Annotated in this window: 21 protein-coding genes and 1 pseudogene; 13 read left to right on the top strand and 9 right to left on the bottom strand. The window is 40.9% G+C overall.

The genetic code is table 11. The features are described from left to right. The coding region (locus tag V7K69_RS19915) for a hybrid sensor histidine kinase/response regulator (RefSeq protein WP_335037371.1) at positions 1-2,875 on the top strand (2,875 nt) is incomplete at its 5' end. Positions 2,876-3,775: 900 nt separating this feature from the next. After that, on the top strand, positions 3,776-4,120 hold the full coding sequence (locus V7K69_RS19910; protein WP_335037369.1) for a DUF1815 family protein: 345 nt from the start codon (positions 3,776-3,778) through the stop codon (positions 4,118-4,120). A 435-nt stretch (positions 4,121-4,555) separates the two neighbouring features. On the opposite strand, the gene V7K69_RS19905 is transcribed toward V7K69_RS19910, so the two are convergent. Further along, a complete protein-coding gene (locus V7K69_RS19905; protein WP_335037367.1) occupies positions 4,556-6,625 on the bottom strand; it encodes a CHAT domain-containing protein in 2,070 nt (689 codons plus the stop codon). A gap of 116 nt (positions 6,626-6,741) precedes the next feature. Between V7K69_RS19905 and V7K69_RS19900 the strand changes: the two genes are divergently transcribed. Beyond that, complete coding sequence (locus tag V7K69_RS19900; protein ID WP_335037365.1) at positions 6,742-7,242, top strand: acyl-CoA thioesterase; 501 nt, start codon at positions 6,742-6,744, stop codon at positions 7,240-7,242. Between the two features lie 116 nt (positions 7,243-7,358). Here the strand turns inward: V7K69_RS19900 and V7K69_RS19895 are convergent, their stop codons facing one another. The 3 genes and pseudogenes from V7K69_RS19895 to V7K69_RS19885 all read right to left on the bottom strand — a co-directional run bounded on the left by V7K69_RS19895 (position 7,359) and on the right by V7K69_RS19885 (position 9,702). Beyond that, entirely contained in the window at positions 7,359-7,556 is a 198-nt protein-coding gene (locus tag V7K69_RS19895) for a hypothetical protein (RefSeq protein WP_114083805.1), read from the bottom strand. Positions 7,557-8,115: 559 nt separating this feature from the next. Then, complete coding sequence (locus V7K69_RS19890; protein WP_335037363.1) at positions 8,116-8,607, bottom strand: hypothetical protein; 492 nt, start codon at positions 8,605-8,607, stop codon at positions 8,116-8,118. A 96-nt stretch (positions 8,608-8,703) separates the two neighbouring features. After that, positions 8,704-9,702: pseudogene (locus tag V7K69_RS19885) on the bottom strand (AAA-like domain-containing protein). On the opposite strand from V7K69_RS19885, the gene V7K69_RS19880 reads away from it, so the two are divergent. The 5 genes from V7K69_RS19880 (at position 9,673) to V7K69_RS19860 (ending at position 10,995) form a co-directional block, all read left to right on the top strand. Next, positions 9,673-9,936: a hypothetical protein gene (locus V7K69_RS19880; protein ID WP_335037386.1), complete on the top strand. Its 264-nt coding sequence runs from the start codon at positions 9,673-9,675 to the stop codon at positions 9,934-9,936. The pseudogene V7K69_RS19885 and the gene V7K69_RS19880 overlap by 30 nt on opposite strands. A gap of 15 nt (positions 9,937-9,951) precedes the next feature. Next, positions 9,952-10,131 carry a hypothetical protein gene (locus V7K69_RS19875; protein ID WP_335037361.1) on the top strand — a complete coding sequence of 60 codons (180 nt, stop codon included), beginning with the start codon at positions 9,952-9,954 and terminating at the stop codon, positions 10,129-10,131. A gap of 125 nt (positions 10,132-10,256) precedes the next feature. After that, a complete protein-coding gene (locus V7K69_RS19870) occupies positions 10,257-10,505 on the top strand; it encodes a type II toxin-antitoxin system HicA family toxin (protein WP_096728755.1) in 249 nt (82 codons plus the stop codon). Next, positions 10,502-10,732, top strand: coding sequence for a type II toxin-antitoxin system HicB family antitoxin (locus V7K69_RS19865; protein ID WP_096575287.1), 231 nt, complete (start codon positions 10,502-10,504; stop codon positions 10,730-10,732). The genes V7K69_RS19870 and V7K69_RS19865 overlap by 4 nt, the downstream gene beginning before the upstream one ends. 131 nt (positions 10,733-10,863) lie before the next feature. Then, a complete protein-coding gene (locus tag V7K69_RS19860; protein WP_335037355.1) occupies positions 10,864-10,995 on the top strand; it encodes a hypothetical protein in 132 nt (43 codons plus the stop codon). A gap of 17 nt (positions 10,996-11,012) precedes the next feature. Here the strand turns inward: V7K69_RS19860 and V7K69_RS19855 are convergent, their stop codons facing one another. From V7K69_RS19855 to dxr, 3 genes are all read right to left on the bottom strand, one after another. Beyond that, positions 11,013-11,279 carry a BrnA antitoxin family protein gene (locus tag V7K69_RS19855; RefSeq protein ID WP_335037353.1) on the bottom strand — a complete coding sequence of 89 codons (267 nt, stop codon included), beginning with the start codon at positions 11,277-11,279 and terminating at the stop codon, positions 11,013-11,015. Next, a complete protein-coding gene (locus V7K69_RS19850; RefSeq protein WP_335037384.1) occupies positions 11,263-11,538 on the bottom strand; it encodes a BrnT family toxin in 276 nt (91 codons plus the stop codon). The genes V7K69_RS19855 and V7K69_RS19850 overlap by 17 nt, the downstream gene beginning before the upstream one ends. 214 nt (positions 11,539-11,752) lie before the next feature. Beyond that, on the bottom strand, positions 11,753-12,949 hold the full coding sequence (gene dxr, locus V7K69_RS19845; protein WP_335037351.1) for a 1-deoxy-D-xylulose-5-phosphate reductoisomerase: 1,197 nt from the start codon (positions 12,947-12,949) through the stop codon (positions 11,753-11,755). A 458-nt stretch (positions 12,950-13,407) separates the two neighbouring features. Between dxr and V7K69_RS19840 the strand changes: the two genes are divergently transcribed. From V7K69_RS19840 to V7K69_RS19830, 3 genes are all read left to right on the top strand, one after another. Then, positions 13,408-14,715, top strand: a complete 1,308-nt coding sequence (locus tag V7K69_RS19840) for a mannosyltransferase family protein (RefSeq protein ID WP_335037349.1) — start codon at positions 13,408-13,410, stop codon at positions 14,713-14,715. A 44-nt stretch (positions 14,716-14,759) separates the two neighbouring features. Continuing rightward, entirely contained in the window at positions 14,760-16,691 is a 1,932-nt protein-coding gene (locus V7K69_RS19835) for a DMT family transporter (protein WP_335037347.1), read from the top strand. Positions 16,692-16,855: 164 nt separating this feature from the next. Further along, positions 16,856-18,121 (top strand): mannosyltransferase family protein, encoded by a 1,266-nt coding sequence (locus V7K69_RS19830; protein WP_335037345.1) that lies wholly within the window; start codon positions 16,856-16,858, stop codon positions 18,119-18,121. Between the two features lie 23 nt (positions 18,122-18,144). Here the strand turns inward: V7K69_RS19830 and V7K69_RS19825 are convergent, their stop codons facing one another. After that, positions 18,145-19,713 carry an ArnT family glycosyltransferase gene (locus V7K69_RS19825; protein ID WP_335037343.1) on the bottom strand — a complete coding sequence of 523 codons (1,569 nt, stop codon included), beginning with the start codon at positions 19,711-19,713 and terminating at the stop codon, positions 18,145-18,147. Between the two features lie 77 nt (positions 19,714-19,790). Between V7K69_RS19825 and V7K69_RS19820 the strand changes: the two genes are divergently transcribed. Beyond that, a complete protein-coding gene (locus tag V7K69_RS19820) occupies positions 19,791-21,182 on the top strand; it encodes a DUF2079 domain-containing protein (RefSeq protein ID WP_335037341.1) in 1,392 nt (463 codons plus the stop codon). A gap of 442 nt (positions 21,183-21,624) precedes the next feature. Beyond that, positions 21,625-22,191 carry a hypothetical protein gene (locus V7K69_RS19815; RefSeq protein WP_335037339.1) on the top strand — a complete coding sequence of 189 codons (567 nt, stop codon included), beginning with the start codon at positions 21,625-21,627 and terminating at the stop codon, positions 22,189-22,191. Positions 22,192-22,589: 398 nt separating this feature from the next. Here the strand turns inward: V7K69_RS19815 and V7K69_RS19810 are convergent, their stop codons facing one another. Then, positions 22,590-25,058 (bottom strand): ATP-dependent Clp protease ATP-binding subunit, encoded by a 2,469-nt coding sequence (locus tag V7K69_RS19810; protein ID WP_335037337.1) that lies wholly within the window; start codon positions 25,056-25,058, stop codon positions 22,590-22,592. Positions 25,059-25,565: the final 507 nt, after the last annotated feature.

Below are 25,565 nucleotides of genomic sequence, written 5' to 3'. Positions count from 1 at the left end.
GTTTGAAGATGTCGCTACAGACTCAACCTATATTCAGATGGAAACCACAGAGAATACTGTGGATGAACTATCTCTTACAGAAACTTTAGATTCAGCCCAATCACAACCAGATGATTTGTTCGGCTCTTTCGATGAAAATTCACAACTGCTATTTGAAGATGTCGGTACAGACTCAACATATATTCAGATGGAAACCACAGAGAATACTGTGGATGAACTATCTCTTGCAGAAACTTCTTTAGATATTAGTTTTGGTGAAACTTCAGATTCAGCCCAAACAAACTTAGAAAATTTAGGCACGGAAGAGAACAATAACTTAGAAACTGCTTTTGAATTACCAGAAAACCCGAATTTGGAAGAAGACATACATCTGGGTTTTGCAAATGCTTTATTAGAAGTAAGAAACGAGGAACAATTAGAAGAAAACGCTGCAACAATTGATTCGCAAGATATCAATGATTTCACACAAACGATTATTCAAGAAGATGTAGAAACCGATTTATATGATTTAGGAGAGATATCTGAATCTGTAACAGTGTCCGAGGACGAAAATACTATTCTTGCCTCAACTGAAGAATTGGTAACTACAGAAACCGTTGAAGTAGATGCTCCAGAAGATGATTTTGCAGACTTGGAAGCATTACTAGGAGAGGAAGTAGCATTTAACCCCAAAGCTACCTCAATACCAGAAGTAGATTTTGCAGCCCTGGAAGAACTGCTCGGTACAGATAACGACAGCAATGTCCACGACGGCTTACGCCAACGCCAACCCTTCAATACTCAACCAGTCTTGGCGAAAAATGACGTTCCACCACCAGCTATAGATGAATTTGGTGATTTGGAAAAGTTGTTGGCAGAAGCAGATCAAACAATATCCCATTCACCAACAGCAAAATCGAACACCAGCAAACCTCCCCGTCCCTCTACTCGTCGGGCTGCAAGATTTGAAGAAACGATGAAGGTTCCAGTTAAGCAACTGGACGATATGAGTAATTTAGTCGGGGAGTTGGTGGTAAATCGCAATACCTTAGAGCAAGATCATGAACGGCTACGGCAGTCATTAGATAATTTGCTGATTCAGGTACAACAACTATCGGATGTGGGCGCAAGGATGCAAGAGTTGTACGAGCGATCGCTTTTAGAAGCCTCTCTATTAGCTGGACGCAAAAAGAAAGACTCTGGCTTACAAGCGCCTGATTCCAATGCTGATAGGGGTTTTAGTGAGTTAGAAATGGATCGTTTTACTCCCTTCCATACACTCTCACAACAGATGATCGAACGCATTGTGCGAGTCCGTGAGTCGGCAAGTGATATTGATTTTGTCACCGAAGAAACTGAGCGAGTCGCAAGGCAGTTCCGCCAAGTAACCACCCAGCTACAAGAGGGATTAACAAGAGCGCGAATGGTTCCTTTTGCCCAAACTATCGATCGCTGGCGGCGAGGAGTGCGCGACAACGCCATCAAGTGTGGCAAACAAGTAGAGTTGGTAATCGAAGGTGGCGATACCTTAATTGACAAGATGATTTTGGATCATCTGACCGATCCATTAACTCACATGCTGAATAATGCGATCGCTCACGGTATTGAAACGCCAGAAGAACGACAGGCTGCTGGTAAACCACCTGTGGGAATCATTACTATCCGTGCCTTCTACCAAGGCAACCAAACGATCATTTCTGTAGGTGATGATGGCGCAGGTATCGACTCTGCCAAGGTTAAGGCTAAAGCGGTGAAGATTGGCATGATTACAGAAGCGCAAGCAAAAGCCATGTCTCGCCTGGAAGTCTACGATCTGCTATTCCAGTCTGGTTTTACAATCAAAGACCAAGCAGATGAAATTTCCGGTCGTGGTGTCGGTATGGACGTAGTGCGTTCTGAAATTAGCGAAATTCGGGGGACAGTGAACACCGATTCTGCGATCGGCAAGGGAACCACCTTCACGATTCGTCTACCACTGACTTTGAGTATTTGTAAAGCTCTCTGCTGCGTCTCCGATCGCTCCAGGATCGCCTTCCCGATGGATGGTGTAGAAGATACGCTGGATATTCCCGTCAAAAATATTCAGCACGATGCCAATGGACAATCATTTATTTCCTGGCGCGATACGGTGCTGCCATTCCGACCCCTGAAGGAGCTTTTAACCTTCAATCGCCAAATCAGTCGCGGTAATGTCTATGGTGGTACGCGAGATGATGATATGGTTTCTGTGGTTGTGGTGCGATCGGCAAATACCTTGATTGCTCTACAGATTGACCTGGTGTTAAGTGAACAAGAAATTGTAATTAAGCAATTTGAAGGCCCAGCGCCTAAACCCATTGGTGTAGCTGGTGCTACGGTCTTGGGTGATGGTCGGATTATGCCTATTGCTGATGTGCTGGAAATAATTGACATCTTCCAGGGACGGATTTCTACACAAATGGGTGGCAATTCTTGGCAACAGAAAGGGGCTCCCATAGACACCTCTCCTGCGAAGATTGACCCAACAGTGCTGATCGTCGATGATTCGATTACAGTCCGAGAATTGCTATCCCTGACATTTAACAAAGCCGGTTATCGCGTAGAACAGGCGCGTGATGGACAGGAAGCTTGGGATAAACTCCGCTCCGGTCTGCCTTGCGATATCGTATTTTGCGATATCGAAATGCCCCGTTGCGATGGTCTGGAATTACTCTCTCGCATTCAGAAAGACTCCAACCTCAATCACCTACCCATCGCTATGCTCACCTCGCGGGGTGCAGACAAACACAGACAAATTGCAGCTCAACTCGGTGCTAGTGGCTACTTTACTAAGCCCTATCTCGAAGAAGCTCTCCTTGAAGCTGCGGCGCGGATGTTAAAAGGGGAAAAACTTGTTAGCACTACAAGCAATGTTTAGTTAGCAATGAAAAACTCCATCCTCTTATGGGTGGAGTTTTGAGGTATCGGGAAGAGTTAACAATACCCCTGCGACTTTCAATAAAAAATAATTTCTCAGTTTGAATAAATAATCGAAATACACTATACATACATTTTTTATGGCAAAACCAAACTAAGATAATTATCTTTCCAAATTTATCTGCTTTGGTTCGTACTACTTTTTGAGGATAATCCCAAAATGGCTGAAAATATTGCCTAAATGGCAACATTGCTCTGCTGAGTTTAGATACTGTCAGTGTTAAGTTGATCCATTCTGGATTCTACACTCAGACTTAATCTTTCGGTTACGTGAAGGTTGTATAAAGTACTGTACTTAATCTGCTTTTAGTACTGAATCTCAAATTTGCACTGTCATCTGCTCAACTTTATATATACGGAAGGAGGAAATTTGGTATACGTAATCATTGGTTTATACCAAAATCTACGTTAGAAAGAGAACAGATTAAACATCTAGGCAAGAGACACTATAACGATGCAAAACTACGTTATAGACTTAAATGACACTGAAATTGGCTGCACATCATCAGTAAAAACTAAATATGAAGCTTTTCTGTACTTGACTAGTGCTAGATTTAAGTTACTCTTAAAGCGGAATGCTTCATGTAAGAATCTACCCTGACAGAAGTGTATAAAGATATAGTTAAATTTAGCAATTCTGTCCGAGATTTTTAATTTGCAAACTGAATAGTTTGATACGGCGCTCAAAACCCTGATCTACTACCCTAAACAAGGTAGTCAATTAACGACTCAATATTATCTGTCTGGTAATTGTAGTGAATAGTTTACAATACCAGTGGATGAGAAAATCTAAAGAAAATATAAAAGAAACTCAAATGACTGTGGTGTCTGGAGGACAAAAGTGTTTCTGAGACTAGCACATCAACATCGACAATTCGTCCAAGACTTGGTAATGAACCTGCAAGCCTTGGCGGTCGTATTAGAGCGGCGCGGGTATCCTGCTTCTTGTTATACCTGTGGCGACCAAATGAATAGTGCCTCGTTTATGGTTAGCTTGGGTGATAACCACCTGATTCGGTTTTTGGTGTCCGATTACGGGATTACTTGGACGGAAATGCGGGATGACCGCGAATTAATGAAGCTAGAAGGCGCAGAGGCAATTAGCCAACTGGACGAACTGGCTGATCTTATCAAGCAATCTATGCAAACTGATACAGACTCTAAAATTCTTGCCAAGAAATATTAAGGTTCCAAAGGTCGATCGCAAATTAGAAATCGATTATCGGTAATTGGTAATGGTGGCTTAGTTAGCGATCGCTCTTAGTCTGTTCTCCATTACCATCAAGTGATTGGCTCGTAGCCTATCGCCTATTTTTTTCTATCTGCTAAAACCTCACTAGCCTGATTTTGAGCTTTTAACTGAAAGTTAAAACGCACTGTTAATCAGAATCAGCATAATAATTAGTAATTACTAATTCATGATTCCTAACTAAAAAATAGGTTAAGAAAAATTGCAACTATCAAGCAATCTGCATAATTATGCTTGGGTTAAAACCTATTTACATAAAGAAATTATGAATTATAAGTCCTGAATTATAAATTTTTAATGAATTTTCTCGTTGGCAATCAGCCACAAAGTTGAACAAAGCATCTTTTGACAGAGATGGGAAACGATCAACACCTAAAGTCCATTGCCAATTAAAATAAAGGATGCCCAGTAGTACGGGTGACTAAAATTACTAACTGCTGCCACGGGTATATTGTGGCTTCTTACTTTCCAGTCTCCAGTAATTAATGAGACTTGAGCTTGTCGTAAGGTTTCAGCTTTAGTCAACTTATCGGTGGTGAGTATCCCATAAAAAGCACTCATAAGTGCCTGTGTCCCACCATCATCTACAGACCACAGCGAAGCGATCGCGGCTCTTGCGCCGGTTTGTTGCATCTGATAGCCAAAGCCCAAAATTTCTTCACCGTTACCTAACTTACCTCCTAAGCCGGTTTCACAGGCGCTCAACACTACCAAATCGACATGGGGGAGTGACCAAGTGGCGACATTTCTCAAGTTAACGCGATCGCCATTTCCGAATAAAATAAACGAATCTTCTGGTTTACCAACCACAAAGGCTGCATGAGTCGCTAAATGGACAATTGTATAATCATCCATTTGGGGTACAGCGACTTTGGGGCTAAAAGCATCATCTAAAAGCTTCGTAGTTTCAGGAACCGTAGCAGCTAGGTTTTCCACTTCTTGCGTTGCAAAGGGCAAACCAGCAAAAGCAACCTGTCGATTCCCAACTTTAATTTGATAATTACCTTTAGTAAAAGCACCAGCTAAAACCCGCAAAGTAGATTCTTGTGGGGTATTTAAGTTAGTCAGACTGGCAGATGTAATGTGATTGACACCCAAACGCTGCACTAGCCATTGTTTGCCATCATATAAAGCAGTTAAAGGAATATAGCGTAACTGCTCATCTGGAGCGTAAATCAGAGTTTGTGTACTTGATTGCTTCAGGTCTTTTTCTATAGGTTTAATTAGCCAGTCATACAATTGGCGTGCAGGTACTTTGATATTTCGGCTGGGATTGATTAAAGCTTGGCGGAAAGTAGCAATTGTTTGATGGAGATTTTCGCGTTTTACAGCAACGGTGCGATGAATCGGTGGGGATTCAGGAATGACTAATACCAATTCCAAGCTATCTTTTAAAATCAGTGGATAGAGGATTGCAGATTTTTGAGGCAATCTCGCCAAATTATCCCGAAGTTCGTTGAGATTCTCCAAATCCAAATTTTGCCGCCTAGCTGTACGGCTAATTTGATCTATCTGTGCTTTCACTGAAGGACTATTGATAAATTCGTTAAATTTATCCAAAAGTTGCTGTTGATTTAAGACTAATTGCTCAATGCGTTGTTTCTGTTCGAGCGATCGCTCCGTGGGAGAAATTTTCCGTAGTGTTGTCAGTTCTTTACCCAACACAACAGCACTATCCAAGGTTTGATCCAATTTTTGCTTAATTGGTTTTTCTGTAGCCGCTATATTAATACCTTTGACAGTACGTTTATTACCTGGCACAGTCTGGAGATATTCTTCTAGTTCTTCAACTTTGAGTAAATCCATTGTCCTTTGTGCTTCAGCAACACGTTCTTGTTTGAGCAATTGTTCACCCAAAATCCGATATGTCTGGCTAACAGTTATGCTGTAAGCATTTGGTTGTGGCACACTCAATGTTGATGGATTCAAGCGAGCTTTTTCACGGTTAATTAAGCAATGCTTGTAGAAAAAAATTGCTAATTCTGGTTGATTTTGGATATCAAATAAGTAACCTATGTTACTGTAGGTTTTGCCAAGTCGAACAAGATCCCCAAGTTCTCTATTTATTAATAGGGCTTGCTGATAAGATTGAAGTGCTTCAGGATACTTTCTTTGACTTTGGTAGATTCTGCCGATGTTATTGAATGTTACCGCTTCCCAAGAGCGCTCTCCACGTTCTCTAGTAATGGCTAGTGCTTGCTGTAATCTCTGCAACGCTTCTTCCGATTGACCTTGCCAAGATTCTTTGATAGCTTCTTCATTGAGCCTTTCAATTTCTAAAAGCTGATTATTCTGGGGTAAAGCTTGAGCTTTTTCTCCAAAGTTGTATCTCAACCTTGTATTTGTAATTACCTGGTTATTATCTGGGTATGCCATCCCAAAACCGAGTAAACTAAGTATAGTTAAAGTAACAAGACTAACATACCGGAGATTAGGCTGCATAACAAAACACTCCTATACTCGGAAGTGTAAATATTAAATCAATTAAGTTATGGAACGCAATGAATTTTTATGCTATTCCATATTTGGAAAATTTATAGGTGCTTAGAAAAGTGAAAATGTCACAAGAAAAACCCAGCCAACCAAAATTACCACCCACCACCGCCCTTGACAATCCATCAAGTCATGAATTTGGGAATTGGTTTGAATATCCTCTAAGAGTGCAACCCCACCACACTGACTATTCTGGTGTTGTCTGGCACGGTTCTTATGTAGCTTGGATGGAAGAAGCGCGGATTGAATGCTTGCGATCTATAGGGATTGAATTTGCTGATTTAGTTGCGATAGGTTGTGATTTGCCAGTTGTAGAACTGTCGTTGCGTTATCATCGTTCAATTCAATTGGGTATGGCAGTGGTAGTAAAAACGCGCATGGCTGAGGTAACAGGTGTCCGAATTAATTGGGATTATGCCATTGTCTCAACTGATGGACAACAATTATACGTTACTGCCAAGGTGACTTTAGTAGCTTTAGATCGCGAAAGAGGCAAGATTATGCGTCAGTTACCGCCAAGTTTTAAGGATGCGTTAGCCAAGATTTCAGCATTAAATAATGATTGAGCAGTACGCTGTGTCAGAGTTTAACTATCCTTAATAAGTTGCTAAAGTAGGGGCAATTCATGAATTGCCCCTACTTGTCTAGTTAATTTTGTGCTAAATAGAATTAATCTTCCTTTTTACTTGCCACTTTGGATATTTGATAAACTTTGAGTAAACTGCATGATGTGATGCCAAATATCTTGTGGAGTAATGCCAAAACTAATGTTTAATAAAATCAGAATTGCGGCAATAGTTAATGCGTTCTTCAGAGTGGCTTTCAACAACTTCCACAATATTACGAAGACAATCCAAGCTACAATTAACGTAGCAATCATAATATATAAATTCCTTAACAATAGCCCTTACCTGAGAGGATATTTATTCAGAAAGGGTAATTTTATCTGAACTAAAAATTACTAGTGCTAAAGCTATTAGACCTAATTTGGAATAGCTACTCAAGCCAAATTTTTTTGTCAACTGTACCAATGTCATATTATCTGAAAATGAGACAATAATTCAGATAAGAGGCAACTTATTTGGCAATTTGGCAGAATTACTGGAAAGACTTTTTTAAAGCTTATGTATCAATAATCACAACATACAAGAGTTACATTAGGACTCCGATTTGATTTTTGAAAACATCCTGAGACTTAAAAGACTGTTTTATCAGGGTTTCATTTGAAATTTTGTTCAAAAATCAGACAGGAGTCCTAATAGTTGCTAAAAAAATCTATTCGGCAACTAGTAAGATAATTACTGTATCAACTCGAAGGAGTCAAAAAACTTTCTGACATCACTGACTTGAGGATTTTTATCGCTTCCAACGGAGAGTATATACAACCGTTGATTAACAATAAAAACTCTACCCGTCATAAAAATTCCTTCTTTTTCATCTCACAGCTTCATTTCTATGCCGGGATATGCACCTAGAGTAATATTTTCCTGACTTAGTAATTTTTTCCCATCCTTTAACATTGCTTGTAGAGCAGAATCCAATAATTCACTTGAAGGAATCTGAGTCACATCATTGTTAAAGTCAGCATAGCTAACCATAAACACATTTGTTTCATTAGTACTCAGATACATTTTTGTAGACTCAACACCGTCAGGCTTTTCACTTTTCTCTGGTGTCACGTCTGAAATTTCCTCACCGGGCATGAGAATAGAGGATTTACCTTCATCTGGAGAGAATTTTTTCCATTCTGGTGCTGGTGCGATACCTTGGGTGTTGCACGCATCGCAGTTCGCGCTTGATGTCGGTAATTGAGTTAGATTTAGATTCTGGCTATTTCTTGCATCAACTTTGGGACTATTGAATGTTGCTGCTGATACCAAAACCAAAGCTGCTAGAAGTAATTTGTTGGACTTGATGATTGTTTGTAACATTGAATTGCCTGTTGAACTCGACAATTCCATCATCTACAATTGATACTTGAGTACAAACTGGCGTTGTAATTGAGTTAATTTAGTTAAATAGTCTTTTTAATGACTGCGAAAATATTGACGGTATAACTTGCATCTCGGCGTTACTTCATCACCTTGTAACTTTACTAGCCCTAGACTATATAATTTAAATCTAATAACATTGGGCAAATGTACTGGACTATTGCTAGAAGCAACCTGTTGCATTGCATCCCATAATTCTGGTTGTTGCTGCAAAATAGATTATAGGCGTTGCAGATGTTTACTATAAATGCCTTCTGCTGTGGCTGCGGTTTGCAAAAATTCGGCTAAATTGATTTCTTGCCGAGCAATTTGATACAGAGCTAAACGCACTAAAAATGGATGCCCTCCCACCAATCCTGTCAACTTTTCTACCTCTATATCGCTCCAATTGAGTTGATGCCGTTGGGCTAAATCTTTTACTTGCTCGTGGCGAAATTCTAGCAATTCCACTGCCAAGCCAAAGTTAAATGGTGATTGGTTGATATCTACTGGTACATAAGCTTCGGTGGAATATACTAATACCAATCGAAGTTTTTTCCAGATATCTCGACGTTTGGCTTCTTCGTGTAAAGCGCGTAATAATCCAAAAAAATCTCTGTAGATTTTGGGATATTCAAATAATCTATCGACTGTTTCTAAGCCTAAAACTAACGGTTAGTCGATTTCTGGAAATAAATAGCGCTCAAAGTAATTTTTACAAGTTTTCATATAGCCAAAGCGCTGTCCCGATTTCCAATGTTCATCGAGTTGTTGCAGCAATTTTTCGAGTAATTCTCGATTATTTCCCGCAACTGCTTCGGTGACGGTATCGCAAAACCAGTCCATAAATTTATTTAAGTCCGAGAAAAACTCCTCTTCTGCTAGCTGAAAATCGATAGCTACTGTTATATTTCCTTGATTTTCTGATTGATGCAGAATCCGCGCTAGGAGAGAAGATTTACCCATCTGCTGCGGTGCTTTGATGCGAATTAGGAAACCTGGTTTTTTGATTTCTTTGTAACAACGCTGTTCGATGGGAGGACGTTCTACATAAATAGTAACAAATTAAAAACCAGAGATGGTGCAGCCAACAGAACTCGAAATGATATTAACTGGATGAGTTTTAGTCCTGATGGCAAGCTGCTTGCAGCTGCGTGTAATGATGGAATGATACGTTTATTTGTAGTTGATAACCTAGAAAAAATGTTAGAGCGAGGTTGTAGCTGGTTGGATGATTACCTTGCTAGTCGTCCTGAGAAGGGAAAAGAAATTTGCCCTGATAATAAATAGCCACACTACACATTTGTGATATTGAGGAAGTGCGATCGCATTTGTTGGGTTTGTGGATGGCGATCGCCTTTTAGTTTTTTGGAAAGTGCGTTAGCGCAGCTTAACGAAGTTATCGCATTTGTTGGGTTTACGGGAGAGAGTGCGTTAGCGCAGCTTAACGTTCGCGCAGCGTCTCGTAGAGAAGTTATCGCCTAAAACAGAGTTTTGCTTACCGCCACAACCACTCATGCAAGGATATAACATCTGAAATACTAACAATTAATCTGGGATTTTTGGCTTTTAAGCAGAGAAAATAAATGAGAAGTTGGCAGTGAGGAGTAATGCCGAAAAAAGTAAGAGAGTTGAAAGCAATGGTGTCAAAAGTTGGCTATATTCTTCAACCAGGAAGAGGTAAAGGAAGTCATACATATTGGAAGCATCCGTTGTTACCCGAAGAACCCCTGACCATACCAGGTAAAGACGGCGATGATGCTCCGTTATATTTAGAAAAAAACATCCAACGGGTGCTGAAAAAACTGCAAGAAATGGAAAACACGGAAAACGAAGCAAAACAGGAGCCAGAAGAATGAACTATCACTACAGCATGGTAATTCAATGGTCGGAGGAAGATAGACTTTTTTTAGTACACTTACCTGAGTTCCCCTGGCAACAATTTCATACGCATGGTAGGACTTATGAAGAAGCAGCAAAAAATGGTCAGGAAGTAATTGAGACTTTTGTGGAAATGTTGAAAGAAGAAAACAAACCACTACCAGAACCGAGAATGCTTCCTAAAAAACCGTTGCAAGTTGCGTAAGTTAAGTGGGGGCTACGCATTTATTGTAGTTGGGGAAGTGCGTTAGCGCAGCTTAACGTCCGCGTAGCGTCTCGTTGGTGTAGCCTCTCGCAGAGAAGAGAAGTTATCGCATTTTGGTTTTGAGGAGTGCGATGTCTGACGACAAGCCTTACGGCTACGCATTTGTGATGTTGGGGAAGTGCGATCGCATTTTAGTATTTTGGGAGGGAGTGCGATGTCTAACGACAAGCCTTACGGCTACGCATTTATTGTTGATGAGATGAAGTGCGATCGCTAAGTTTCAGCCTATTTTCTCCAATAGTGCTTCATTGATAACCGTTTGATAGCCTACCCCTCGCTTTTCTGCCTCTTCTTTCGCCCAGGCTATGATTTTAGGATGAAATCTGATAGAAATCGGCTCATACTTTTCCTCTTCATCCTTAGCCGGTCGTCCACGCTTTCTCGGTATAATCCCAAACTGATCTGCGATCGCATCTCTGAATATTTGGTTTTCTTCTGGTGTAACTCGTCTTGCTCTCTCAAAAGGAAACTCAGATTCCTGACTCATATTGTTGACACTCCTTTTTTGTAGCTCTTCTTGCACTAATTATCCTTATTCGCTCACCTCGCATGGTAAAAACAACTACAACAATTGACCCATCTTCTATTTCACCAATCGCCCATTCTCTTTCTTCTCGCTGAGAATGAATAGAGTCTTCCGTAAACAGAAGATAGGGGTCGGCAAAAACTGTTACAGCTTCCTCGAATTGAATACCGTGTTTCAAAAAATTTGATTCGGCTTTGTTGTCGTCCCACTCAAAGTGAATTTATAGTATATACCAAAAATATTTGCCTTTGGTATCCTACACCGACTTGGGCTTTGGGATGGAGTGTGATGTCTGACGACAAGCCTTACGGCTACGCATTTTGATATTTGGAAGTGTTATATTTGACAGTTAGCCTTCAGTATTAGGCTGAAGGCTAAATAAGAATTGGTCAAAAGCCAGAGAATCTGCCTTTTGGATATCTGAGTGAAGGTTTTTATCGCAGAGAAATTATCCGCGAGTGAGTTTCTAATTTTTCAGTCGCTGTTAAAACTTCTTGTCTTGCCCATTTATCTGCTGCCAAAATGTCATCTAAAGAAGGATTTGCCCGGTTATCATTTTGATGGCGATCGCACACCCATTCGATACACCGGGGAATATCTAAAAAGCGAATTTTTTCATCTAAAAATAAAGCTACAGCTTGCTCATTTGCAGCGTTTAACACAGCTGGCATTGAACCAGCAGCTTTACCCACAGCATAAGCCAACTGCATACAAGGATACTTTTGGTGATCTGGTTCGCGGAAGGTTAAATTTCCAGCTTTGACTAAATCTAGTCGTTCCCAATCTGTATAGATGCGATCGGGCCAAGATAAAGCATACAGTAAAGGTAAGCGCATATCCGGCCAACCGAGTTGGGCTAAAACGGAAGTATCTTGCAGTTCAATCAGCGAGTGAATAATGCTCTGGGGATGAATGACAATTTCGATATTGTCATAATCCAACCCAAACAGGAAGTGAGCCTCAATTACTTCCAGTCCTTTATTCATCAAAGTAGCAGAGTCTACTGTGATTTTCCGCCCCATCGACCAATTAGGATGCTTGAGAGCGTCAGCAACGGTTACATCTGCTAACCTTTCTACATCCCAGTCTCGGAAAGCTCCACCAGATGCAGTGAGCAAGATTTTCCGCAAGCCATCCTTGGGAACACCTTGGAGGCATTGAAAAATTGCGGAATGTTCGGAATCGGCCGGGAGTAATTTTACACCATGTTTTTCGACTAGGGGTAGAACCACAGGGGCCCCAGCAATCAGAGTTTCTTTATTTGCTAAGGCAATATCTTTACCAGCTTCAATAGCTGCGATCGTGGGTAGCAAACCAGCACAACCAACGATCCCAGTGACAACAGTTTGAGCATCGCCATAGCGAGCTACTTCTATCACTCCAGCCTCGCCTGCCAGTAGAATCGGTTGGGGATCGAGGTCAATAATAGCTTCTTTGAGCGCTGGTAATTTATCTTCTGAGCAAATTGCTGCTATTTTCGGTCGAAACTGCCGAATTTGAGCAGCCAACATCTCTACATTATTCCCAGCTGCCAATCCCACAATCCGAAACTGATCTGGGTACTGAGTGACAATATCTAAAGTCTGAGTACCGATAGAACCAGTGGAACCAACAAGAGTAATCGCTTTCACAATTGCTTAAGGATTTACAGACAACTCCCACTATAAATTGCTGGGGACTCTTTCATAACAGGAATACCTATAATCGATACACTGACGCAGACGAGTAGAGACGCGGGGAGGGGGAGATCAAGGATACAAAGGGAAATTTATCCATGCTTTCCTGGCTGCGCCAACCCCAATCGGTTGATTTTAACTCGATAGACTGCTAGCCATAAAGTATGAAATTTGCTCAAATTTCATATAACTAGACAAAAAATGTACTTATAAATACTATATTTTTAAAGATAAACTCTGAGAGAATTGGCAAAAGTAACCAAATAGGAAATAATTTCAATTAATTGCTAATTTGTCCAGTTTGTTAATTATGTTGGTGGAGGATTTAATATGCAAAATGTTACTCATAAATTGCTGTGTTACAGCCATAGGTAAAAGGATGCAGAAAGGAGTTTGTTGAAGCACTCAACCCTATGGTCAAAGTTCAAATAGTTATAAAAAAAGTTTTATGGAAAAATGATTTCCTATTTCCAGCAGCAATATGGCTTGCCAGTCGAATATTCATCTGGACTGCTATGTTGCTGGTTGCGCCAAAACTACCGTTACCACCAGAAGAATTTTTGCCTCATTTTGGCTGGGGCGTTTTTGATGCCTGGGATAGTATACATTATCGAGCGATCGCAACTTCTGGATATGAATTTGTGAATGACGGTAAGCAACATAATCTTGCCTTCTTTCCCCTGTTTCCCTTAAGCATCTGGGTTTTGATGAAGCTGGGCTTGCCGTTTGAATTAGCAGGGACGTTAGTCAACAATCTGGCATTTTTCGCAGCGCTTTACTGTTTGTATTTTTGGGTTAAGGAGCATTATGGCATCAATGCAGCGCACTGGACTACTGCTGTAGTTTCTTTATATCCATCATCCATGTTTACGGGGGTGGTTTACACAGAGGGGCTGTATTTGTTCTTGAGTACATCGGCTTTGCGGGCGTTTGATCAAAAGCAGTATGGCTGGACTGGGCTTTGGGGGGCGATGGCGACAGCAACACGTCCTACAGGTATGGCACTAATTCCAGCATTAGCGATCGCAGCGTGGAAAGAACGCCGACCACCAATAGCCTATATTGCTGGTTTTGTTACCGCCACTGGCATACTTCTATTCAGTTTTTATTGTGCGATTTATTTTGGCAACCCTTTAGCTTTTATCGAAGCACAACGAGGATGGCGACCCAATCTGGGGTTTGATTGGCAGGGTTGGTTAAATATGCTGATGCAAATTCTAGTTGGCACAAAAAACTGGCAATATGGTTGGATTCAAAAACCATCTGGCGGGATTACAGACCCCTGGTATCTCTTGTTATTAGGCGTGATTGTTGCCAGTGGCTATCTTTTATGGCACTTCCGTCAACATTTGAATTTTGTGAAATTATTCTATAGCTTTTATGCTTTACTCTTATCTCTGTTGCTCCTAGCAAGCGAAGAGTGGATCAATAACTTGCTCAACTTGTTCATGGTCTTGGGTGGTGGCTATGTGTTATGGCGCTTACGCACGCAACTGACCGCAGTTACAGTCATTTATGGCTTTTGCGGTATTGGTTTGCTGCTAGCTTCGGGAGGTACTATCTCCTTGAGCCGTCTCGCTTATGGGATTGTGCCTTTGAATATAGCCATTGGTGTGCTGCTATCTCGCCATCCTCGTCAGGGATATTTAATCTTGGGCGCTTTTATGACACTACTAGCCAAAATAGCTGTAGGATTTGCCCAAGAACGTTGGGTTGGTTAGAGGTTTGATTCTTTATTGGTGAGAAGTTGAATTTAAATTCCCTAATGAATGTATCCAATCAAAGGAAGATAGCCCTAGCTGCATTATTTATCGGTGTAGGTGCCATATCTTTTGGTTCTATTTTCGTGAAATTGAGCGAAACTCAACTCAGCCCCAATGCCACTGTATTTAATCGCTTGTGGCTTGCTAGTGTGTTCTTCTTGCTCTGGAACGGATACAAGGCTATACGTCAGCGACTTTCTTTAGACAAACCTGAAGAACAGCAATCTTACACTAGCCAGGATCTCTGGCTATTGGGAAGTGCTGGGATATTTTGGGCTGGCACTTTGGTTTCTTTGGCTTGGTCTTTGACTGAAACTAGCGTTGCGATTTCTAGTGTTTTACATAATCTCGCCCCTATATTTACTAGCTTAGGGGTGTGGCTGTTATATCGTAAGAGTTTTGAGAGCCAATTCCTGATTGGGATGGTCATCGCCCTTGGGGGAGCGATCGCTATAGAATTTGAGGAGTTGCAAATCGCTACAGACGAAGTTCAAGGGGGCTTTGCTGCGATCGTTTCTGCAATTTTCTTGAGTGGATACCTGCTAATCGTAGAAAAATTACGAACTAAATTTTCTCCGGCCACAATCCAGTTGTGGATCAGTGGGATTAGTGCCCTAATTATCTTACCCATACTTTTGTTTACTCAAGATCAGCTTTTCCCTTCTACAGTCAGTGGGTGGCTTTGGGTCATTTCCCTAGCGCTGATCTGCCAAGTTTTAGGTCATGGACTTTTGACCTATTGCCTTGCCAAATTTTCCTCTGTGGTTGTCTCGTTGGTGCATCTTTTAGAGCCAGTATTTAGTGGCATTTTCGCTCTGATCATATTTTCGGAAAAATTAACTTTCTCAAATTGGGTAGGTTTCGCTGTAGTTTTAATGGGTTTATACTTGGCCGTATCTAGCCAAGGTGTTGTTAATTTCCCCATCCACAAATCAGTCACAAATATAGTTAACACTTTCGTTAAAAGTATGACGAGCAAACTGTCATTACTAAAGCAACAATTCTCCGAAACACCAGCTTTATTAGGAACTGCATCATTATTATTTGCCCTAATTCCCATATCTTTAGCACCATCTCTGACTAAATTATGTCAACAAGAAATTGGTGCAAATGCTGTAGTATTTCATCGCAGTTGGATCGCCACAATTGTGTTTGCCCTGTGGAATTTACTTGAGGCTTTCCGTAGCCAAAAGTCTGATAATGAACCTATAGAAAATGAGCCTTTTACCAGTCAAGAAGTGTGGCTATTGTTGGCAATGGGAACCTCTGCTGGAACCTACCTGCTTTTGTGGGCTTGGTCGCTGAGTCAAACGAGTGTTGCTAATGTTGCTTTACTCTCTAATTTGAACTCCTTATTTGTTGCTTTGGCTGGGTACGTGTTATTTGGTCGGCGCTTCGATAACAGATTCGTGATTGGACTGGTCATAGCCTTGGCGGGAGCGATCGCATTTGAAGTCAATAAGGTGCAATTTGCAACTGACCAAATACTGGGTGATACCTTAGCATTGCTAACTGCGATTTTCATGGCTACGTGTATGCTGCTAATAGAACGACTCCGAACGCGTTTTAGCACCGCAACCATCATGCTGTGGCGCTGTGGAGTGACAACGATGTTTCTACTACCCGTACTCCCATTCCTCGAAGATCGGCTGTTACCCTATTCCTGGACGGGTTGGTTTTTCATCATTTTCCAAGCCCTCTTCTGCCAAGTATTGGGTCAGGGACTTTTAGCTTATAGCCTTAGCAGAATCTCTTCTAGCGTCGTCGCCGTCACACTTCTCCTCGAACCAGTCTTAGCTTCCATTTTTGCTTGGTTCATTTTTTCAGAACAGGTAGGTTTGTTTGACTGGGCGACTTTCGCCGTAGTTTTAGTGGGTATCTATCTAGCGCAATCTAGCCAATCCACTGTTCAAGTAACAAATGAAACATCATAGTAACCATGACAGCTAGTAAATATGGACTCATATTTGATTTTTGAACAAAACTCAGTACACTTTCATTCCTTCTTCCCAGTCCCCAATCGCCAGTCCCTTACCTCTACGAGTGATTTAGAAATCAAATCGGATTGCTATAAAAGTTCATTTATCTATCTGCAAAGATGAATATAAGGAAAAAAATTTTAGCGAATGGCTTATTTTTTGTCATAGCAATGTGGTTTTCTAGTAGGCTTTTAATAGCCATCGCTATGTTACTGATTGCCCCATTATTTCCAAGTTCATCAACTGGCGCTACTGCCACATTCAGTTGGGATGTTTTTCATGCTTGGGATAGTGTTTGGTATGAGAAAATTGTAACTTCTGGTTATGATTTCTCTAGTGAAGTAAAGGAAATTCACACAGTTGCATTTTTTCCTTTATTTCCATTGTTAAGCAGGATAATTATGTTTACTGGCTTGCCTTTTAAAGTGGCAGGTATGTTAGTTAATAATTCAGCTTTTTTAGCTGCCTTACTCATACTTTATTTTTGGGTGCAGGAGCTTTACGACACAAGTACAGCACGATGGGCGACAGCTACTTTAGCATGGTGTCCCTATTCTCTTTATGGAACCGTAATTTACACTGAAGGTTTGTTTTTATTATGTACCATATCTGCCTTACGAGTTTTTGATAAAAAGCAATATATTTGGGCAGGATTCTGGGGAGCATTATCTACAGCAACCCGACTCCCTGGAGTTGCTCTCATCCCAGCTTTTCTGTTTGTTTCTTGGAAAGAACGTAGAGGTATAAAAGCTTATATTGCCAGTTTAACTGTTGCTTTGGGTATATCTCTGTACAGCCTTTATTGTCAAATTAAATTTGGCGATGCTTTGGCTTTTATCCATGCACAAAAAGCGTGGCGTGGTGATGCAGCAGGATTTGCTTGGCAGGGTTGGTGGCAGATGCTGATGCAAATTACGATAAGTTACACTAATTTTAAAGCTGGCTATATTAAAGACCCTTTGCATCCGTTATTATTATTAATAATTATTGGTAGCGCCTGTTTATTATGGCGCTTTCGTTTACATCTGGGGATGGTTAAATTCCGCAATGGAGTATGTTTTTTATGGCTATTGTTGTGGTTATTGGCAGGAGATGAATTACTAAAAATCCCACTAGTTTTTGGTGGGATATATTTGCTATGGTTATCACGCGCTAAAATTCCCCTTGTTACTGTTGTTTATGGGTTTTCTTCCTTGGCTTTGATTTTAAACACCGGGATTACAGCCTCGGCTGAACGTTACGCTTACGGTATTGTATCCCTGTCAATGGCATTCGGGCTATTACTTGCCCGTTATCCTCGTTGGGGATACCCAATCATGTACTTTTTTGCAATATTAATGTTCACATTTTCTATTCGATTTGCTCGTGATCTTTGGGTAGCTTAGGCTTAATTCTGAATTCTATTTTCTTAATTTTTGGTAATTAGTGTAAATTCGTTAGCTGTGCCTATAATTTTACTATCAGTTAAATTTATTTGCTGTAAAGCCCCATTATCTAAGAGCAAATAAGATTTATTTGATAACATTTTTTGCAGAAGTGGCACAGTTGTAGCAGTTACTTTGCAATCACTATAGAAATCTAAACTAGGACGACCATAAGCAAAAGAAGTATAAATTTGTGTTCCTGGTAAAACATTTGCCCGAATTAATTCCGCTACTGGTTTAACTGGAAAAGCTTCATTCAATTCCCAAATCCATGATTGCGAACTTACCAACAGGGTTAACACTAAATACATCCCTGTAAATAACACTGGAATAAAGTTGCGATCGCGGTGTTTAACTAGCCATACTGCAATGCCCATACTTATTACCAAAACAATGCTCATGACTATCAAAATAGGCTGTTTCTTAATAAAAAAGTAAACACAACCTCCTAAACCAGCAATAGAAATAATAGCCAAAAATATTGTCCATGTTCGCACTCGAAAATTGCCATTCTGCCAAACTTCACTCAAATTAGCACCAATTGCTAAGGCTAAAAATGGGTATACAGGCATGACATACCACGGAAGCTTAGTTCTCATAAAAGAAATAGTTCCTAAATAAATAATTATACCCAACAGAACTAGAGAACCCCAAGTTTCATAACGTTTTTTCCAAGCTAGATAAAGCCCTCCAGGTAAAAATAACAGCCAGGGAAAACCATATTTGAGTAGTTCTAATAAATAGTACCAACCAGACCCGCTATTACCTTCAACACTTTGTGTAAGACGATCAAAAGCTTGTGCTTGAAAATGCACCTCTAAAAAAGTATTACCATAATGTTGCCATTGATCAATATACCAAGCGATCGCAGGCGCATTTCCTAATAAAATTCCTACCCATAAATAGGTACTTTTCAACAAAGCTAATTGCCGATCTGCAAGCAAGAATAAACAGGCGATCGCGCCCAATAGTAAAACTATCGTTCCCTTAGTCAGAATAATTAACCCCAGACAAAATCCTACGCCTAGAGCATATTTTCGGTTCTGACGTGCCTTCAAAAGACAAAATAACAACAACAAGAAAAAAGAAATAGTCATCCCATCTAACATTGCCAGTCTTCCATGACGCACCACAGGCAACATTGTCAAGTAAACTAAAGCAGAAAATAGAGCAGGTAAATTTTGCTTAAAAGCCAAACGCCCCACTAAATAAAGCAAAGGCACACCCAAGGCAGTTAAAATCGCACCAGGTAAGCGTGTGGTTAACTCTTGCACTCCTCCTAGTTGGTAGCACAAAGCAATTAACCATTGCATCAAAGGCGGTTTTAGTAAAAATGGTTCTCCCTGAAGGGTGGGATAAAGCCAGTTACCAGTCCGGTAAATTTCTCTGGCGACTAGAGCGTAAGTCCCTTCATCCCAGTCTCGTAAAGGGGAATTTCCCAAAAATATCAACCAGAGAACTAGAGATATTACCAGTAAGCTAAATAACCATTTTTTTGGTGCGAAAATTATAGTTATTTTTGTGAATAGCTTTACAATATTTGGGCGATACATTTAAGACTGATTAGGGTAGTGAATAATATTGCTAATTATGTATCTAAAATACTCACGATGAATACTTTTTTGCTGGCATGAGAAAAAAACTGAATCAGCTTGGTTATGTTGGTTGGATAATTGGCGTGAGTGGCTTAATTTTGTTTGGGTGCAGCAGCTTACGACACGAGTTGTTTCAATCAAACGCTTTTGACTTAGGAATTTTTGACCAAGCAGTTTATTTAATTAGTCAAGGGCAACCGCCTATTAGTTCTTTCATAGGTTTTCATATTCTCGGCGATCATGCTGCTTGGATATTCTATCCCTTGGCTTTACTCTATAAAATCTATCCTAGTGTTTACTGGTTATTTGCTGTGCAGGCAACTGCCTTGGCATTAGGCGCTTTGCCGACTTGGTACCTAGCCCACCAAGCTGGATTGAAAGAAAACCAAACAATAGCGGTCGTATTTGTGTATCTCTTGCAGCCGTTGTTGTTTAATGCCAATTTATTTGATTTTCACCCAGAAGTGATAGCTGTACCACTACTATTGGCGGCGGTTTTAGCAACACGGTTAGATCAGTTAGGGTGGTTTTGTTTAAGTATTTTCCCGGTCTTAGGATGTAAGGAAGTATTGCCCCTCACTGTTGCTGGAATGGGAGTTTGGTTACTGTTGTTTGAAAAGCGGCGTTTATATGGTGCGATCGCTCTTGGTGCTGGTGTCGCCTGGTTTCTGATTGCTACTCAGGTAATTATTCCTTTTTTCAACAGTGCAGAAGCAACAGCAATGGTACGTTACAGCTATTTAGGTAACTCAGTTCTAGACATTGCAAAAAATATAGTGTTGCAGCCAGAACTGCTCTTGAGAAGGGTTTTTTCACTGGATAATCTAGAATATTTAGTTCTGCTGCTAGCACCTGTGATATGGGCGCTTTCTCCACAAGGAATAAAACCTTTAGTAGGAGCTATTCCTTGTTTGGCGCTAAACATTCTAGCTGATTACTCACCTCAAAAAAACTTGATACATCAGTATTCTGTTCCAGCGCTGCCATTCTTGGTGTTGGCTGTAATTTCCAGCCTCGCTGCGGGTAGGGGATGGCTACAAAATAAACGAGCGATTATCCTGTGGTCATTGGTGGCATTTTTATGCCTGGCAAAATTTCCCCATTTTGGAGGTAAATATTTAAAATCTTTAGATACTTGGCAAGCTACAAAACAAGCGATCGCTCAGATTCAAACTAAAGGAAGCGTTTACACCACAGCAGACATTTGCCCGCATTTAAGCCACCGAAAACTGATTACTTTTACAGAGCGCGATTCCCCGCCTGCTGATTTAAATACTTATAATTATATATTGCTTAATGTCCGTCATCCTGGCTGGTCAAATAGTCAGGAGTTTACTGCTAGCTTGGCCAATCAACTGAAAAATAATCAAGGATTTCAGTTGAAATATCAGCATGACGATGTGTATTTGTTTGTCAAAGTAGCTTGAGAGTTAGAGTAATAATTCCCATTACTATTGATAAAAAGTCCATACATAAATCTGGTTGATTGGTTAGTCGAAATATGATATTAACGGTTGCGCGTGCGTTCTTGACAATACCAGAAATCACCCATAATCGCGCTCCATATCACCCTATTTTACTTCTGGTGACATTTCGATAATTTCTCATTTGAGTAGTTAAACTTTGCGATCGCTCAAAATGCCAGCGTCAATCATCCGGTGATATTGTCAATTGTCCACTTCGCCACAATTACCTCATGACGATTGATTCCAATAATTCTTTATATTCTTCCATCTTAAAGGAACTTCAGGTCTAATCCAGAATCAATCGATTGATTGAAGATAAAGACACATTAGAAAGTATGTGATAAAAATGATACACAGGCTGGGGTTACAGCTTGGTAACTATAAAACATTCGAGTATGCAATTATGTTAAGAGAAATTTCGTTGGCGTTAGCGCAGTCCGTCGTAGGTATCGCTACTTTTGTTATTCCCTTGACTAGTTACACCCATAATCAAGTAACTGCTACCACCACTAACTATCAAATTTCTCAGAATACTAATAATCAATCAACAGGAATAACTATTGAACGTCTAGGAATAGGTGGAGTCAAACTTTCTATGTCCGAGGCACAAGTCAGAAAAATTTTAGGTAAAGCTGTAAAAGTAGAAAATGGCTTTATACCTGCTATTGGTAAAGTTCGTACTCTGAAATATGCAGGCATCATAGTTGATTTAGATGAAGGTGCTAAACCAGGTAACTTTACTGTTTATCAAATCAAAGCAACTAGTTCTAAGTATTCCACCATAGATGGACTAAAAGTAGGTGACAGACAATCAAAAGTGATTAGAACCTATGGAAAAACTGAAATATCTCAAGATGGTAAAGTTACCAATTTAAATTACATAGTTGAAGAACCCAGTCCTGGAGGTTTAAATTTTTCTGTTGAAAAAGGTAAAATAACAGAAATTTTCTGTTTTTATCTGATGAATTAAGCAATTTTTACAATTAAACACCAATGCCATTTCAATTTTTCTCATAACTCTCTAGTAAATTAGACTAACTCCGTAGCTAAAAGCCTTCCTTCAATTGGTTCATACTCATCTTCTAGTAACCATAACTTGGCTGCATTATGTACCAATGCCGTATTGACATATATCTAGCTCTCGGCTTACATCAAACAAATAAAAACATCGATAATTTATTTAAGTTGGCAGTTAAATTGAATTTAGAAATAAATTGACTTGTAATAGATCCAACCAAAGTAATTACTTTGCTTTTTTGATGTCATTGCCCAAACCCCAGATATTTTCACACAAAAAAACGGTAGAGTATTTATTGCTCTACCGTTTTCTAATTTTTTATTTGAGACTTAAATCCCAAACCCTAAATTTTACTCAACACCTTGGGGTAACAATTCCCGGCGCTGTTGAGAACTAACTTGGACAATGCCATTTTCATCCACATCAACAAGGGCTGTATCGCCATCTTTGATACGACCAGACAGAATTTCTTCTGCTAGGCTATCTTCTAACAGGCGCATAATTGCCCGACGTAATGGCCTTGCGCCGTAGCTGGGACTGTAACCTTCTTGGATCAATCGATCCTTGAAGCGGTCTGTGACTTCTAAGGTGATACCCTTTTCCGTCAGACGACCAAATACTTCCTTGAGCATAATTTCGGCGATTTGGGTCACTTCCGGCTTGTTCAACTGACGGAAGACGATGATTTCATCGAGTCGGTTGAGGAACTCTGGACGGAAGTACTGCTTGAGTTCTTCGTTGACCAAAGAGCGAATCCGGTTGTAAGTTGACTCGCTGGCATCTTCGGAGAATTCAAAGCCGATACCGCTACCGCCTTTTTCAATTACCTTAGAACCAATATTGGAAGTTAAAATCAGCAAGGTGTTCTTGAAGTCTACTGTGCGACCTTTGGCATCAGTTAACCGTCCATCTTCCAAAATTTGCAGCAGCATATTGAAGACATCGGGGTGTGCTTTTTCGATTTCGTCGAACAACACCACGGTGTAAGGTCGCCGCCGCACGGCTTCGGTAAGTTGACCACCTTCGTTATAACCAACATAACCAGGAGGGGAACCAATCAGCTTGCTGACGGTGTGACGCTCCATGTATTCGGACATATCTAAGCGGATCATCGCTTCTTCGGAGCCGAAGAAGTAAGCAGCTAAGGATTTCGCCAACTCGGTTTTACCTACACCAGTCGGCCCAGAGAAGACAAAGCTAGCTATGGGTCGGTTGGGATTTTTCAAACCGACACGAGCGCGACGAATTGCCCGTGAAACTGCCTTCACAGCTTCGTCTTGACCGATTAAACGCTGGTGCAAGGTGTCTTCCATGTGCAGCAGCTTTTCCGATTCAGATTCGGTGAGTTTGTTCACCGGTACCCCAGTCCAAGAAGCGACAATGTGAGCAATGTCTTCTTCTGTAACTACAGGTTCTTCACCTTCTGTGCCAGTTGCATTGGTCTTGCTTTGAGCGATCGCTCGGATTTCAGCTTTGATTTCCATTTCGCGATCGCGCAGTTCTCCAGCTTTGTCAAAGTCCTGAGAGCGCACCGCGTCATCTTTTTCTTTTAATATCTGACGCAGTTCTTTGTCTAACTCTTTGGCTGCGGGTGGCAATTGGGAGTTAATCAAGCGCACTCTCGAACCAGCTTCATCAACCAAGTCGATGGCTTTATCTGGAAGGTAGCGATCGCTAATGTAACGGTCTGATAATTTCGCCGCCGCTACCAATGCTTCGTCGGAGATTTTCAGTTTGTGGTGTTGCTCGTAGCGTTCGCGCAAACCATATAAAATTTCAATTGTTTCATCAACTGTAGGTTCGCCAACCATTACTGGTTGGAAACGTCGCTCTAGCGCTGCATCTCGCTCGATGTGCTTGCGGTATTCATCTAGGGTTGTAGCGCCGATGCACTGCAACTCACCTCTGGCCAAAGCTGGCTTGAGGATATTTGCTGCGTCAATCGCACCTTCTGCTGCACCCGCACCAATTAAGGTGTGTACCTCATCAATCACGAGAATGACATTACCCGCAGAGCGGATTTCATCCATGATTTTTTTCAAGCGTTCTTCAAATTCACCCCGGTACTTGGTTCCTGCTACGAGCAAACCAATATCAAGTGTGACGACGCGTTTATCTTCGAGGATGTCCGGGACATCTTTGGTGGCAATGCGTGAAGCTAAACCTTCAGCGATCGCAGTTTTACCAACCCCTGGTTCCCCAATCAGCACTGGGTTATTTTTAGTCCGGCGACCCAATATCTGGATCACCCGCTCAATTTCTTTAGCCCGTCCCACCACTGGATCGAGCTTATTATCTATTGCCATCTGAGTCAGGTTGGAGCCAAATTCATCCAGAGTCGGGGTTTTTGTGCGCCCGGATGAACCGCCTGGTGAAACTTCAGCAGTTTCTCCCAACATACGGATGACTTGGGTTCTTACCTTAGATAGATCCACACCGAGGTTTTCTAGCACCCTGGCTGCGACGCCTTCCCCTTCGCGGATTAGGCCCAACAGCAGATGCTCGGTGCCAATGTAGTTATGCCCCAGTTGGCGTGCTTCTTCCAAGGAGAGTTCTAAAACTCGCTTTGCCCGTGGCGTAAACGGAATTTCCACGGCAACAAAGCCCGATCCCCGTCCTATAATTTTTTCAACTTCAATTCGGGCATCTTTGAGATTGACACCCATTGATTTCAGCACCTTGGCAGCCACTCCAGTGCCTTCGCCAATCAGACCCAAGAGGATCTGCTCGGTTCCGACAAAGTTGTGACCTAAACGGCGGGCCTCTTCTTGGGCCAGCATGATTACCTTAATGGCTTTTTCTGTGAAGCGCTCAAACATGGCTTTATCCCATCATCTGCGGTCGTGCCGGTATGCTGATTTTAGCACAGGCAAAGCTTTTGGATGCCTGTATAACAGATTATAGACATCCTGAAGCTATGACTTTAGTTGATGGGCTAATTGTTAACTATTGACTACTCTTATCTGGCTAGTGTACTGAGGAGCTTTAGTTCACCAGCCTTTTTGGGATTTATTACAAACGGTTCACTGCTTAAATTAAGGATTTTTTGACTTAATCCCAAACATTTATATTTAACATATATATTTTTTAATATCAAGCAAAAATAATTAATATATGATTTATTTATCTAATATGCTTTTTAGATAAAATATTTAAATAAAAATAGGCGCGGCAAAGTTACATTTTTTTGCTGAAGCCGATCGCAAGCCCCAATAATTCAAAATTATTCATACCCAACTAAATAGGTAGGTGTAAATAAACCTAACTATATAACAAAATGTAAAAAATTCAAAATCCTTGCGATTAGTTCAGTTTGCTTTGCTCCG

The organism is Nostoc sp. (assembly GCF_036917775.1).
In the GTDB taxonomy this organism is placed as follows: Bacteria; Cyanobacteriota; Cyanobacteriia; order Cyanobacteriales; family Nostocaceae; genus Nostoc.
The sequence above is the reverse complement of the archived record's forward strand: the minus strand, read 5'-3'. Positions and strand labels throughout refer to the sequence as shown.

Bases quoted from the DNA above. Each gene is read 5' to 3' on its own strand.
- V7K69_RS19810 (WP_335037337.1), bottom strand. From the start codon at position 25,058: ATGTTTGAGCGCTTCACAGAAAAAGCCATTAAGGTAATCATGCTGGCC.
- V7K69_RS19815 (WP_335037339.1), top strand. From the start codon at position 21,625: ATGTTAAGAGAAATTTCGTTGGCGTTAGCGCAGTCCGTCGTAGGTATC.
- V7K69_RS19855 (WP_335037353.1), bottom strand. From the start codon at position 11,279: ATGAGTCAGGAATCTGAGTTTCCTTTTGAGAGAGCAAGACGAGTTACA.
- V7K69_RS19820 (WP_335037341.1), top strand. From the start codon at position 19,791: ATGAGAAAAAAACTGAATCAGCTTGGTTATGTTGGTTGGATAATTGGC.
- V7K69_RS19825 (WP_335037343.1), bottom strand. From the start codon at position 19,713: ATGTATCGCCCAAATATTGTAAAGCTATTCACAAAAATAACTATAATT.
- V7K69_RS19890 (WP_335037363.1), bottom strand. From the start codon at position 8,607: ATGTTACAAACAATCATCAAGTCCAACAAATTACTTCTAGCAGCTTTG.
- V7K69_RS19900 (WP_335037365.1), top strand. From the start codon at position 6,742: ATGTCACAAGAAAAACCCAGCCAACCAAAATTACCACCCACCACCGCC.
- V7K69_RS19895 (WP_114083805.1), bottom strand. From the start codon at position 7,556: ATGATTGCTACGTTAATTGTAGCTTGGATTGTCTTCGTAATATTGTGG.
- V7K69_RS19830 (WP_335037345.1), top strand. From the start codon at position 16,856: ATGAATATAAGGAAAAAAATTTTAGCGAATGGCTTATTTTTTGTCATA.
- V7K69_RS19870 (WP_096728755.1), top strand. From the start codon at position 10,257: ATGCCGAAAAAAGTAAGAGAGTTGAAAGCAATGGTGTCAAAAGTTGGC.
- V7K69_RS19865 (WP_096575287.1), top strand. From the start codon at position 10,502: ATGAACTATCACTACAGCATGGTAATTCAATGGTCGGAGGAAGATAGA.
- V7K69_RS19835 (WP_335037347.1), top strand. From the start codon at position 14,760: ATGAATGTATCCAATCAAAGGAAGATAGCCCTAGCTGCATTATTTATC.
- V7K69_RS19860 (WP_335037355.1), top strand. From the start codon at position 10,864: ATGTCTGACGACAAGCCTTACGGCTACGCATTTGTGATGTTGGGGAAG.
- V7K69_RS19905 (WP_335037367.1), bottom strand. From the start codon at position 6,625: ATGCAGCCTAATCTCCGGTATGTTAGTCTTGTTACTTTAACTATACTT.
- V7K69_RS19840 (WP_335037349.1), top strand. From the start codon at position 13,408: ATGGTCAAAGTTCAAATAGTTATAAAAAAAGTTTTATGGAAAAATGAT.